Origin of the sequence: Streptococcus sp. 27098_8_73 (genome assembly GCF_041432495.1) — a bacterium.
GTDB lineage: Bacteria > Bacillota > Bacilli > Lactobacillales > Streptococcaceae > Streptococcus.
On the sequence record NZ_JAPVZT010000003.1, the window covers coordinates 57040 to 69203 of the forward strand.

Below are 12164 nucleotides of genomic sequence, written 5' to 3' on the forward strand. Positions count from 1 at the left end.
CGACCGAAAACGATAAATCTAAGAAAGATCTTTGTTTTCGAGGTATTTAACTCGCATTGTTTTGCTAAGATAGAGGCACCAAGCTCTCGTAGCTGTGACCTCTTTCTTTAACTTCTTCCTGATTTCTTCAGGAATTCGCATCATTTCATTTTACCATATTTCCGGCTAATTCTTCAATTCCAAATGCAGTTCTTTGAGCTGTCTTTGATCCACCAAACTTGGGCTTTCCAGCATAGGATCAAAGCCAGTACCATTTTTCGGAAAAGCAATGACTTGGCGGATATTTTCTTCCCCAGCCAAAATCATAACCAAGCGATCCAAGCCCAGAGCCAAGCCGCCGTGTGGTGGGAAGCCGTACTCCAAAGCTTCTAGGAAGAAACCAAAGTCCCGCTCATAGTCTTCTCGGCCCATGCCCAATAGCTCAAACATCGCTTCCTGAGCCTTCCGATCATGAATCCGTAGACTCCCCCCACCAATTTCATAGCCATTCAAGACGATGTCGTAGGCATGGCTGCGGTATTGATCTGGCTCCTGACCTTCTTCAAAAACGCCCTGTGTGAAAGGATGGTGCATGGCTTGATAGCGGTTTTGGTCTTCATTCCACTCCAACAGCGGCCAATCCACAACCCAGAGGAAATGAAGCAGGCTTGGGTCAATCAAATCCAAAGTTTTTGCGACTTCTAGGCGCAGATGTCCCAAAGCTTCCTGAGCACGACGCTTCTTGGCCATGACTAGCAGAATCAAGTCTCCATCCTTGGCCTCAAAACGTGTCAGTAACTCCTGACTCTCAGCTTCAAAGGTACTAGCCAAATCCCCAACCAATTGGCCATTTTCAACCTTTAGACTAGCAAAACGACTGCAGCCAAACTCCTTCATTTCCTGATAGTAGTGGCTCAGCTGTTTCTTGCTAAAAGCACTAGCCGCTTCTGGCACACAAATTCCCATCACCTCTTCTTGATTATCCAAGACTTTCTTGATGAGGAGCGAATCATTGGACTGGCACAAATCCGTCAAACTCTTCAACTCTAAACCAAAGCGTGTATCTGGCTTATCAGAACCAAAGCGGCTCATAGCCTCATCATAGCTGATAGTCGGAAAATCTTCTGTCAACTCTAAACCATGAGTTTTCTTGACAACAGCCTTGAGCATAGCTTCAACCAGAGCTCGGATTTCTTCTTCGCTTGCAAAACTCAGCTCCAAATCTACCTGAGTAAACTCTGGCTGACGATCGCCCCGCAAGTCTTCGTCACGGAAACAACGAACAATCTGATAGTAGCGCTCAAGGCCAGCTCCCATCAGCAACTGCTTGAGCATCTGCGGGCTCTGTGGCAGCGCGTAGAATTGATTTTTAAAGATCCGACTAGGCACCAGGAAATCTCTAGCACCTTCAGGTGTTGACTTGGTCAGATACGGCGTCTCCACTTCCAAAAAGTCCAAACCATTCAAATATTCTCGAATGGTTGAGGTGACCTGATGACGAAGTTTGAGGTTATGTGTCATCTTCTCACGACGCAAGTCCAGGTAGCGGTATTTCTGGCGCAGGTCTTCCCCTGTATGGGCATGCTGGTCCAACTCAAAAGGTAAGACCTTGCTGCTAGCAATAACCTCAATCTTCTCTGCCCTCAACTCGACCTGACCAGACTTGATGGCCTTGTTGACAAAACGCTCTTCACGCTGAACGACTTGGCCTGTCACTGCAATGACATCCTCTTTGCCAATGTCTTCTAGCTTTGCAAAATCTTCAATCTCACCGCCAACGAAGACCTGAAGCAAGCCCTCACGGTCCCGCAATTCAATAAAGGCTAGCTTGCCGTGATTGCGGATATTGGCTACCCAGCCAGTTGCGGTCATGGTCTGTCCGACCTGCTCTAAACCGTAGTTTCCGATAAAAATTTCTTTCATGTTCTTTCCCTCTCACATCAATTTGTAGCTTCGCCCTGTTGTTCAGGATATTACCACGTTCTTCCATCTCCTTTACTTGAATCGCGGCAAAAGAAAAGGGCCTCCGTCTATGAAACAGACGAAAGCCGTGGTACCACTGTTATTCGCCGCCTTAAAAGGCAGCCTCTGCGCTCGTAACGTGAGCGGCGTTTGTGCTTGGTCACACAAAAGATTATGAAACATGTTCTTCGGTTTTTGCTTTCTTGGTGCTGCTCTCAGCTATCAGCACTCTCTGTGCAAGTCAGCAAGCCTACTCTGCTTCTCTTTTACTTTTAAATTGTATTTATTATAGTCGAACCCAGAACATTTTGCAAGTGATTTAAGGCAAATTTGTGATTTTCCTCTGACAAAGAAGCCACAGCCGGCTCCACCACCTGAATCTGGTAACCAAGATTATAGGCATCAATCGCCGTATGCAGGACGCAAATATCTGTCAAGACTCCAGTCAAAATGACCGTATCTACCTTTCTTTCCCGCAATCGAATATCTAAATCCGTACCGGAAAAGGCAGAATAATGGCGTTTATCCATCCAAAAAACCCGAGAGTCCGCTTGATGCTTGTCATAAAAATCCGCTAAGGGCCCATAAAGATTGCGACCGCTCGTTCCCTTTATATTGTGAGGCGGAAACAGCTTGCTTTCTGGGTGAAAGACATCATTTTCATCGTGGGCATCAATAGCAAAGAAGATATAGTCGCCTCGATCAAAAGCTGCCTCGGTCACTTGAGCAATGGCTTCAGAAATTGCCTGAGCTGGCGCTCCTGCGGTCAACTTGCCCTCATCTGCAACAAAATCAACTGTATAATCAATGGAAATCAGTGCTTTAGCCATTAGTAATCCCTCTTTTTAATTTCCTCAAAAACATCTGGAATCAGTACTTTCAGATAAGTTCCCTTCATCCCCAGCGAGCGGCTTTCAATAATCCCCGCACTTTCCAGCTTACGCAAGGCATTGACAATCACTGAACGGGTAATCCCGATGCGGTCAGCAATAACAGAAGCCGTCAGTTGTCCTTCATTGCCATTGAGCTCGCCTAGAATAGCTGAAACAGCCCGTAACTCTGAGTAAGACAAAGTATTGACCGCCATGGTCACAGCTGTCCGACGACGGATGTTCTTCTCGTCCTCTTCCCGCTGGAAATTAAGCAGCTGGATACCGACCACTGTGCTGGCAATCTCAACCAGAATCAAGTCATCATCCAAAAATTCTTTATCATTGCGCCAGATAATCAGCGAGCCCAAGCGAATTCCTGAAACATGAATGGGAGCAATGGTAGTCAGGCCATCTGGAAATTCATCCTTGGTTTCCACTGGGAAAATGGTCAAATCGTGAGTTACAGGCAGATTAGCCTCCGTCTCATACACCATGTTTGCTTCTTGGACATATTCTTTGGGGAATGTCTTGTCTTGGAAAAAGGCTTCTACACGATCATTATTTGTCTTGTAGCGCATGAAATAGCCCAAGAGACGGCCCTTGCTGTTGATGATGCAGGCATTGCAATGAATAATATCAGCAAGCTGGCGAGTGATCGCATTGTAAGGAAGTTCCTCCTGAAGCTGCTCTTCTGAACGTTTCAAGATAGAAGTAATCTTCCTTGTTTTTTCTAATAGTTTTGCCATACATTTACCTCGTATTTAGTCCCCTTGATTGTATCATAATCGACCAAAATTTTCAATAATTATCTGAAAATTGTGTATTGAAAAAAAATTCGCTACAATTCTGAAAGATTCAGAATTTAATGATAGCGAAAAAAATCACTTCATCAAAAAAACCATTTAAAACAATTCTAAGACGAATTTGTTTTAAACGGTTTATGACTTGTATTTTATGCTTATCTACGGTATTGGCGTAGGAAGCGTGTCATTTTTTCTTGGATCTGAGCCAGCTCATCTACCCGAGGCAGATAAACGATTCGGAAATGATCTGGATCCTTCCAGTTAAAGCCTCGTCCATGGACAAGAAGGACTTTTTCCTGCTTGAGGAAATCCAAGACAAACTGCTCATCATCATCGATACGGTACATTTCCCGATCAATTTTCGGGAAGATGTAAAGACCCGCCTTAGGTTTGACTGCAGACAAACCTGGAATATCTTGAATAGCATTGTAAATGAAGTTTCTTTGTTCATAGATACGACCGCCTGGCAAAAGCAATTCATCCACCGACTGGTGACCTCCAAGCGATGTTTGCACAACCTGCTGGGCCAATACGTTAGAGCACAAGCGCATATTGGAAAGCATATTAAGGCCTTCGATATAGCCTTTAACGTGCCGCTTAGGACCAGATAGCACCATCCAGCCAACTCGGAAGCCAGCGATACGGTGAGACTTAGACAGACCATTCATACTAACACAGAAAACATCAGGAGCCAGACTAGCTACAGGCGTATGCGCATGTCCATCCATCACCATGCGGTCATAAATTTCATCCGCAAAGATGATAAGATTGTTCTGACGAGCAATTTCCACAATTTCTAGCAAAAGTTCCTTAGGATAAAGTGCTCCCGTTGGATTGTTAGGATTGATAATAATGATAGCCTTAGTATTAGAAGTGATTTTTGACTTGATGTCGTCAATATCTGGATACCATTCTGCCTGCTCATCACAGACATAATGAACCGCATTCCCACCAGCCAGACTAACTGCAGCTGTCCAGAGCGGATAGTCCGGCATTGGTACTAGGACCTCATCTCCATCATCCAAGAGTCCCTGCATAGACATAACAATCAGCTCGCTGACTCCATTTCCAAGATAAATATCATCGATATCAACATTAGGGAAATTTCTGAGCTGACAATACTGCATAATGGCCTTACGGGCTGAGAAAATCCCCTTAGAATCAGAGTACCCCTCACTATCACGCGCATTCATAATCAAATCATGAATGACCTCGTCTGGAGCAGTGAAACCAAATTCGGCTGGATTTCCTGTGTTCAGGCGGAGAATTTTTTCTCCATTAGCCCGCATCCGCATCGCTTCATCCAAAACCGGTCCACGAATATCATAGGCTACATGCTCCAGTTTGCTGGACTTATTAAATTCTTTCATCCTATTTTCCTCAATTCATCTGAATGATTTTATTATACCACCAGAAAAAAAGATTGACAATCAGGAAGAATTTGGGAAAGCTCGTTTGAATTAAAATATATCTTATAACTTAGGAAAATACACGTATCCATCACAATAATTTCACTTGATTTCTGAATTTCATTTGCAGCTTTACTTTTTTTCTGAAAAGGTTTACAATATAAGTGAAGATATTAAGAAGCTCGAATCTAGGATTCGACAAAAGATGGAGGTAGCTTTATGACTCAACAAAAATATGAAAATATCATGGTCGCTGTTGACGGCTCTCGCGAAGCAGAACTCGCTTTTGAAAAAGGAGTTAATGTAGCGCTGAGAAATGCTTCTCGTTTGACAATTGCTCATGTGATTGATACACGGGCTCTCCAAAGCGTCTCAACCTTTGACGCTGAGGTCTACGAAGACCTCCAAGAAGAAGCACAAAAGTTGATGACAGAATACAAGGAAAAGGCGCAAAAAGCAGGGGTCAAATACGTTGATATCGTCATTGAATTGGGCAATCCCAAAACCCTCCTGTCAACTGACATTCCTGACGAACACAAGGTTGATTTGATTATGGTCGGAGCTACCGGTCTCAATGCCTTTGAACGCCTCCTAGTCGGCTCATCATCTGAGTATATCCTTCGCCACGCGAAAGTGGACTTACTGGTCGTTCGTGACAAAGAGAAAACATTCTAAAATATCTAGTAGGTTGCTGCGATAGCTATGCCCTACTTCCCTCATAACTATAAGTTAAAATCCCTCATTAGGTTAGCCTAGTGAGGGATTTGTGTTTTAGAACAATAAAAATCTTATTTCAGCTTACCTTTCAAATACCGGCCAGTGTAGCTGGCTGGATTGGCTGCAACCTCTTCTGGTGTACCCGTCGCAATAATCGTACCACCACCGACACCGCCTTCTGGGCCTAGGTCGATGATATGGTCAGCTGTCTTGATAACGTCCAGATTGTGCTCAATGACGAGGACTGTATTGCCATCGTCCACGAAGCGAGCTAAAACCTTGAGCAAACGAGCAATATCCTCTGTATGAAGCCCTGTCGTCGGCTCATCCAAGATATAGAAGGACTTACCAGTCGAGCGCTTGTGAAGTTCGCTGGCCAGCTTCATCCGCTGGGCTTCACCACCTGACAAGGTCGTGGCTGGCTGCCCTAGAGTCACATAGCCTAGTCCCACGTCCTTGATGGTCTGGAGTTTACGGGCAATTTTCGGAATATGCTGAAAGAACTCTACCGCATCATTGACCGTCATGTCCAGAACCTGAGCGATATTCTTCTCCTTGTAGTGGACTTCCAGAGTCTCACTATTATAGCGAGTGCCGTGGCAGACCTCACAGGCCACATAGACGTCAGGTAGGAAGTGCATCTCAATCTTGATAATCCCATCACCCGAGCAGGCCTCACAGCGACCGCCCTTGACGTTAAAGCTGAAACGGCCCTTCTTGTAGCCGCGAATCTTGGCTTCATTGGTCTTGGCAAACAGATCGCGAATATCGTCAAAAACTCCAGTATAGGTAGCTGGATTCGAACGCGGTGTCCGGCCAATCGGGCTTTGGTCAATATCAATCAAGCGGTCCACATGCTCAATGCCACTGATTTTCTTGAACTTACCTGGTTTGGCAGAGTTGCGGTTAAGTTTTTGAGCAATGGCTTTTTTAAGAATAGAGTTGACCAGCGTTGACTTACCGGATCCAGAAACTCCTGTCACAGCGATAAATTTGCCCAAGGGGAATTTAGCTGAGATATTCTGCAAGTTATTCTCCTTAGCCCCTGTCACTTCGATAAAGCGGCCATTGCCTACACGGCGGTCCAATGGTACTGGGATTTCACGTTTACCTGACAGGTATTGGCCTGTGATGGATTTTTTGTTCTTAGCCACTTGCGTCGGAGTGCCGGCTGCGACGATTTCACCGCCGAAAACACCGGCTCCTGGTCCCACATCAATCAGCCAGTCCGCCTCTCTCATGGTGTCCTCGTCGTGCTCAACAACGATGAGGGTATTGCCTAGGTCGCGCATCTTCTTGAGGCTGGCAATCAGGCGGTCATTATCACGCTGGTGCAAGCCAATAGAGGGCTCGTCCAAGATATAGAGGACGCCACTCAAGTTCGAGCCAATCTGAGTTGCCAAGCGAATCCGCTGGCTCTCGCCTCCTGATAGAGTCCCAGCCGAGCGAGACAAAGTCAGGTAATTAAGACCAACGTTATTGAGGAAGGTCAGTCGGTCATGAATTTCTTTAAGAATAGGACGCGCAATCGTAGCTTCGTTGTCAGTCAAGCTAAGCTTGTCCAACTGGACCAAATGATCTGCAATAGACAAGTCTGAAATCTCACCGATATGCAAGCCATCTTCACCGCCAACCTTGACAGACAAGGCCTGGGGACTGAGTCGATAACCATGACAAGCTGCACAAGTTAGCTCATTCATATAAGCCCGCATCTGCGTCCGAGTAAAATCACTATTGGTTTCATGGTAGCGACGGTTGATATTGGTGACAACCCCCTCAAAAGGAATGTCAATATCGCGCACGCCTCCAAATTCATTTTCATAATGGAAATGGAACTCCCGCCCATCTGAGCCAAAGAAAATCAGCTGCTTCTCTTCCTCCGTCAGCTCCTCAAAAGGCTTGTCCATATCAATGTCAAAGGCTGCCATGGCCTGCTCCAGCATCTGTGGATAGTAGTTGGAGGAGATGGGATTCCAAGGTGCTAGCGCTCCTTCGCGCAAGGTCTTGCCAGCTTCTGGCACAACCACATCTAGATCCACTTCCAGCTTAACCCCCAGACCATCACAGTCCGGACAGGAGCCAAAAGGCGCATTGAAAGAAAAGAGGCGTGGCTCTAGCTCTGGCACCGTAAAGCCACAGACTGGGCAGGCATAGTGCTCAGAAAAGAGCAGCTCTTGACCGTCCATGGTATCAATCACCACATAACCCTCAGCAATCCGTAGAGCTGCTTCGACCGAGTCAAAGAGACGGCTGCGCACCCCTTCCTTGATGACAATTCTATCCACCACGACTTCAATATCATGCTGCTTGCTCTTAGAAAGCTCTGGCAATTCTGTTACATCGTAGACATTGCCATCCACGCGCACCCGGACATAACCGTCTTTCTGAATCTTATCAAAAACGGTCTTATGCTGTCCCTTTTTCTTGCGAATGACTGGCGCTAAAATCTGCAGCCGCTGACGCTCTGGCAATTCTAAAACCTTGTCGACAATCTGCTCAACAGACGAGGCCTTAATCGCTCCATGTCCATTGACACAGTAGGGCGTTCCAACACGAGCATAGAGCAGGCGCAGGTAATCATTGATTTCAGTGGCAGTTCCCACTGTTGAGCGCGGATTTTTACTGGTCGTCTTCTGGTCAATGGAAATAGCCGGGCTGAGACCATCAATCGAGTCCACATCTGGCTTTTCCATGTTGCCCAAAAACTGCCGAGCATAGGCCGATAGGCTCTCAACGTAACGGCGTTGTCCCTCAGCGTAAAGGGTGTCAAAAGCCAGACTGGACTTGCCCGAACCAGACAGACCTGTTACCACGACCAGCTTGTCTCGGGGGATTTCTACATCAATATTTTTTAAATTATGAGCTCGCGCTCCATGAATCACAATTTTATCTTGCATCTCTTCCACACTTTACCTTTAAACTTCTTCTATTATAGCAAATTTTTCTGCAAACTTTTGCCCAAAAGACTAGAATTTGTAGTATAATAAGACGGTGCTTATAAACGATTCTAGGAGGAGATATGAAGCAAGTATTTTTATCAACAACAACCGAGTTTAAGGAGATTGATACACTTGAATCAGGAACTTGGATAAATATGGTCAATCCTTCCCAAAATGAATCTTTAGAAATCGCAAACGCCTTTGGCATTGACATAGCTGACCTACGAGCACCACTCGATGCCGAGGAAATGTCTCGGGTCACTATCGAGGATGAGTACACACTGATCATCGTAGACGTGCCTATCACTGAGGAGCGGAATAACCAGACTTACTATGTTACTATCCCGCTTGGTATTATCATCACAGAAGAAGCTATCATCACGACTTGCTTGGAAAAGCTGCCCCTGCTGGATATCTTTATCCACCGTCGCTTGCGTAACTTTTATACTTTCATGCGGTCACGTTTTATCTTTCAGATTCTCTACCGCAATGCCGAGCTATATCTGACAGCCCTGCGTTCCATTGACCGCAAGAGCGAACAGATTGAGAGCCAATTGCACCAGTCGACTCGAAATGAAGAACTGATTGAGCTCATGGAGCTGGAAAAGACCATCGTCTATTTCAAAGCCTCCCTCAAGACAAATGAGCGCGTGATTAAAAAACTAACCAGCTCTACTAGCAATATCAAGAAATACTTGGAAGATGAGGATTTGCTGGAAGATACCCTGATTGAGACCCAGCAGGCCATCGAGATGGCTGATATTTATGGAAATATCCTCCACAGCATGACAGATACTTTTGCTTCCATTATTTCCAACAACCAGAATAATGTCATGAAGACACTGGCTTTGGTAACCGTTGTCATGTCCATCCCGACCATGCTCTTCTCAGCCTATGGGATGAACTTCAAAGATAATGAACTACCTCTAAATGGCGAGCCACATGCCTTCTGGATTATCATGTTTATCGCCTTTGCTCTGAGTGGCTCTCTGACCCTCTACCTCTTCCATAAAAAATTATTCTAACCACCAGAAAGGACTCTTATGTCACAAGTAGTATCAGACAAACTAACTAAGAAAAATAAGGAATTTCTCCACATCGCCACTCACCAACTCCTCAAAGATGGCAAATCCGATGAAGAAGTAAAAGCAATCTTAGAAGAAATCATTCCAAACATTTTAGAAAATCAGGCCAAGGGCATTCCTGCCCGTGCTCTCTACGGTGCACCAACTTACTGGGCCTCTTCTCTCACTGCTAAGGAGCGCTATGACGCCGAGCATCCAAAACAAAACGATGATCCAAAATGGATGATGCTGGATTCCGTCCTCTTCATTTTCGGTTTCTTCACCGTTCTGACTTCCATCGTCAATTTGGCATCTTCTCGACCGTCTGTTTACGGCATGACGACACTTGTCTTTGGTAGTATTGTCGGTGGTCTCGCTTTCTACGCCCTCTATCATTTCGTTTACCGTTTTTACGGACCAGACACTGACCGTAGCCAACGACCACATCTACTCAAATCTATCCTTATCATGCTAGTAGCTATTGCTCTTTGGACCCTTTCAATCGTTGGTTCTAGCCTACTGCCCGACTCTCTCAACCCACATTTGTCAAACATTGTCGTTGCCATAATCGGAGGGATCACCCTAGCACTCCGTTTCTACCTCAAGAAGCGCTTCAATATCAAGAGTGCGGCTATGGGACCAGCGAAATATTAAGCAGCATAAAAAAGAGGTTTTGCAACCTCTTTTATTTTGCCCTTTTTGAAAAATATAAGACCAAGTCATCGTTATTCTCGCACGAAGCATAGGGCGTGAGTGGCTGATTTTGAAACCAAACTCCTGACCCATCTGGCATATAACCGCGACCTACATATAGTCGTTGTGCTGGACCATAGCCTTTATGCAGCCCAACGCCCAAGCTAACCACATCTGAATAATACTGTGCTACTTGCTCTGCTTTGTCCAATAAAGCTGTCCCAATTCCTCGCCTTTGGAAACTTTCAAAAACATTAAAATCCGTTAACTCAGGATAAAGACCAGCAAAAGGCCCATGCTTTGCCAATGGGATGACTGTAATGTAGCCAGCCAAAAATTCCCCAACAACCGCCACCAAAACTTGGCGCTCACCCGCCTCTTGCTCCAGAAAGTAGTTTTTTAAAATCTCTCTCCGACCAGGCCAGCCTTGCTGGATAAAAGCATTCGATAAGCCTTCAATATCCTCAAAAAGCATCTTTCTGATGGCTAGTTCTTCTGTCATGGCAAGCCTCCCATATCTTGATAGTTTCTTCTATTATAGCACTGGCCCTTCCTATCATCAAGACAGCAAAAATCCCTGCTAGAAGCAGGGATTCATATTAGTCTTCATTTACGAAAGGCATCAAAGCCATTACGCGAGCGCGTTTGATAGCTGTTGTTACTTTACGTTGGTTTTTAGCTGAAGTTCCTGTTACACGACGAGGAAGGATTTTCCCACGTTCTGAAACGAAACGGCTAAGAAGCTCAGTATCTTTGTAATCAACATATTCAATCTTGTTTGCTGCGATGTAATCAACTTTTTTACGGCGTTTGAATCCGCCACGACGTTGTTGAGCCATGTTATTCTCCTTTATATTATAGTTCTAGTTTTGTCCATTATTTAGAATGGTAAATCATCGTCTGAGATGTCCATCGGGTTTGAATTGCCGAATGGGCTTTCATCACGAGAAAAGTTTGGTACTTGGTTGAATGAGTCAGCATTACCATAGCTTGGTGCAGAATTTCCACCGAAGCCACCGCCACCAAAGCCAGCTGAAGGCTGCCCTTCACGGCTTGCACGACTTTCCAGAAGCTGGAAGTTGTCTGCAACGACTTCTGTGACATAGACACGCTGGCCTTGCTGATTGTCATAGTTACGAGTCTGAATGCGACCAGTAATTCCGATCAAAGCGCCTTTTTTGGCCCAATTAGCAAGATTTTCTGCCTGCTGACGCCAGATAACAACATTGATAAAGTCCGCTTCACGCTCACCACTTTGATTTTTAAAGTTGCGATTAACAGCCAGAGTAAAGGTTGCGACCGCTTGGTTTTGCGGTGTATAGCGAAGTTCAGCATCACGGGTCATACGTCCCACAAGTACAACGTTATTAATCATAATTTACCTTCTTAAGCGTCAAGTTTGACGATCATGTGACGAAGAATGTCAGCGTTGATTTTTGAAAGACGGTCAAACTCTTTAAGAGCTGCATCGTCGTTTGCTTCAACGTTAACGATGTGGTAAAGTCCTTCACGGAAATCTTGGATTTCGTATGCAAGACGACGTTTTTCCCAGTCTTTTGATTCAACAACAGTTGCACCGTTGTCAGTCAAGATAGAGTCAAAGCGTGCTACCAAAGCGTTTTTAGCTTCTTCTTCAATGTTTGGACGAATAATATAAAGAATTTCGTATTTAGCCATTGATATGTTCCTCCTTTTGGTCTAATGACCCCAAGACGCTGCAAGGGGT

At 45.2% G+C, this 12164-nt stretch carries 12 protein-coding genes; 3 read left to right on the plus strand and 9 right to left on the minus strand.

Annotated elements, in window-relative coordinates; translation table 11 throughout:
- Positions 1 to 165: 165 nt before the first annotated feature.
- From aspS to O3651_RS02925, 4 genes are all read right to left on the minus strand, one after another.
- Positions 166 to 1902 carry an aspartate--tRNA ligase gene (gene aspS, locus O3651_RS02910; RefSeq protein WP_371609518.1) on the minus strand — a complete coding sequence of 579 codons (1737 nt, stop codon included), beginning with the start codon at positions 1900 to 1902 and terminating at the stop codon, positions 166 to 168.
- 311 nt (positions 1903 to 2213) lie between these two features.
- Positions 2214 to 2771: a cysteine hydrolase family protein gene (locus O3651_RS02915; RefSeq protein ID WP_371609519.1), complete on the minus strand. Its 558-nt coding sequence runs from the start codon at positions 2769 to 2771 to the stop codon at positions 2214 to 2216.
- On the minus strand, positions 2771 to 3559 hold the full coding sequence (gene codY, locus O3651_RS02920) for a GTP-sensing pleiotropic transcriptional regulator CodY (RefSeq protein ID WP_005591692.1): 789 nt from the start codon (positions 3557 to 3559) through the stop codon (positions 2771 to 2773). Before codY ends, O3651_RS02915 begins: the two co-directional genes overlap by 1 nt.
- A gap of 212 nt (positions 3560 to 3771) precedes the next feature.
- Positions 3772 to 4986, minus strand: a complete 1215-nt coding sequence (locus O3651_RS02925) for a pyridoxal phosphate-dependent aminotransferase (protein WP_371609520.1) — start codon at positions 4984 to 4986, stop codon at positions 3772 to 3774.
- A 258-nt stretch (positions 4987 to 5244) separates the two neighbouring features.
- On the opposite strand from O3651_RS02925, the gene O3651_RS02930 reads away from it, so the two are divergent.
- On the plus strand, positions 5245 to 5700 hold the full coding sequence (locus O3651_RS02930) for a universal stress protein (protein WP_048763464.1): 456 nt from the start codon (positions 5245 to 5247) through the stop codon (positions 5698 to 5700).
- A gap of 113 nt (positions 5701 to 5813) precedes the next feature.
- Here O3651_RS02930 and uvrA read toward each other — a convergent pair whose 3' ends face one another.
- Positions 5814 to 8639: an excinuclease ABC subunit UvrA gene (uvrA, locus tag O3651_RS02935; protein ID WP_371609521.1), complete on the minus strand. Its 2826-nt coding sequence runs from the start codon at positions 8637 to 8639 to the stop codon at positions 5814 to 5816.
- Between the two features lie 122 nt (positions 8640 to 8761).
- On the opposite strand from uvrA, the gene O3651_RS02940 reads away from it, so the two are divergent.
- Both O3651_RS02940 and O3651_RS02945 read left to right on the plus strand, forming a co-directional pair.
- Positions 8762 to 9706 (plus strand): magnesium transporter CorA family protein, encoded by a 945-nt coding sequence (locus O3651_RS02940; protein WP_045500579.1) that lies wholly within the window; start codon positions 8762 to 8764, stop codon positions 9704 to 9706.
- 18 nt (positions 9707 to 9724) lie between these two features.
- Positions 9725 to 10399: a DUF1129 domain-containing protein gene (locus O3651_RS02945; protein ID WP_371609522.1), complete on the plus strand. Its 675-nt coding sequence runs from the start codon at positions 9725 to 9727 to the stop codon at positions 10397 to 10399.
- Between the two features lie 31 nt (positions 10400 to 10430).
- Here the strand turns inward: O3651_RS02945 and O3651_RS02950 are convergent, their stop codons facing one another.
- From O3651_RS02950 to rpsF, 4 genes are all read right to left on the minus strand, one after another.
- The gene (locus tag O3651_RS02950) at positions 10431 to 10940 is read right to left on the minus strand and encodes a GNAT family N-acetyltransferase (protein ID WP_371609523.1); all 510 of its coding nucleotides are present in this window, start codon (positions 10938 to 10940) and stop codon (positions 10431 to 10433) included.
- Positions 10941 to 11037: 97 nt separating this feature from the next.
- Positions 11038 to 11277 carry a 30S ribosomal protein S18 gene (gene rpsR, locus O3651_RS02955; RefSeq protein WP_000068664.1) on the minus strand — a complete coding sequence of 80 codons (240 nt, stop codon included), beginning with the start codon at positions 11275 to 11277 and terminating at the stop codon, positions 11038 to 11040.
- A gap of 41 nt (positions 11278 to 11318) precedes the next feature.
- On the minus strand, positions 11319 to 11813 hold the full coding sequence (locus tag O3651_RS02960) for a single-stranded DNA-binding protein (protein WP_005591685.1): 495 nt from the start codon (positions 11811 to 11813) through the stop codon (positions 11319 to 11321).
- A gap of 11 nt (positions 11814 to 11824) precedes the next feature.
- The gene (gene rpsF, locus O3651_RS02965; protein ID WP_002896497.1) at positions 11825 to 12115 is read right to left on the minus strand and encodes a 30S ribosomal protein S6; all 291 of its coding nucleotides are present in this window, start codon (positions 12113 to 12115) and stop codon (positions 11825 to 11827) included.
- Positions 12116 to 12164: the final 49 nt, after the last annotated feature.

What these genes read in the sequence shown, in the direction of transcription:
- aspS (WP_371609518.1), bottom strand. Translation starts at nt 1,902, where the DNA reads ATGAAAGAAATTTTTATCGGAAACTACGGTTTAGAGCAGGTCGGACAG.
- O3651_RS02915 (WP_371609519.1), bottom strand. Translation starts at nt 2,771, where the DNA reads ATGGCTAAAGCACTGATTTCCATTGATTATACAGTTGATTTTGTTGCA.
- codY (WP_005591692.1), bottom strand. Translation starts at nt 3,559, where the DNA reads ATGGCAAAACTATTAGAAAAAACAAGGAAGATTACTTCTATCTTGAAA.
- O3651_RS02925 (WP_371609520.1), bottom strand. Translation starts at nt 4,986, where the DNA reads ATGAAAGAATTTAATAAGTCCAGCAAACTGGAGCATGTAGCCTATGAT.
- O3651_RS02930 (WP_048763464.1), top strand. Translation starts at nt 5,245, where the DNA reads ATGACTCAACAAAAATATGAAAATATCATGGTCGCTGTTGACGGCTCT.
- uvrA (WP_371609521.1), bottom strand. Translation starts at nt 8,639, where the DNA reads ATGCAAGATAAAATTGTGATTCATGGAGCGCGAGCTCATAATTTAAAA.
- O3651_RS02940 (WP_045500579.1), top strand. Translation starts at nt 8,762, where the DNA reads ATGAAGCAAGTATTTTTATCAACAACAACCGAGTTTAAGGAGATTGAT.
- O3651_RS02945 (WP_371609522.1), top strand. Translation starts at nt 9,725, where the DNA reads ATGTCACAAGTAGTATCAGACAAACTAACTAAGAAAAATAAGGAATTT.
- O3651_RS02950 (WP_371609523.1), bottom strand. Translation starts at nt 10,940, where the DNA reads ATGACAGAAGAACTAGCCATCAGAAAGATGCTTTTTGAGGATATTGAA.
- rpsR (WP_000068664.1), bottom strand. Translation starts at nt 11,277, where the DNA reads ATGGCTCAACAACGTCGTGGCGGATTCAAACGCCGTAAAAAAGTTGAT.
- O3651_RS02960 (WP_005591685.1), bottom strand. Translation starts at nt 11,813, where the DNA reads ATGATTAATAACGTTGTACTTGTGGGACGTATGACCCGTGATGCTGAA.
- rpsF (WP_002896497.1), bottom strand. Translation starts at nt 12,115, where the DNA reads ATGGCTAAATACGAAATTCTTTATATTATTCGTCCAAACATTGAAGAA.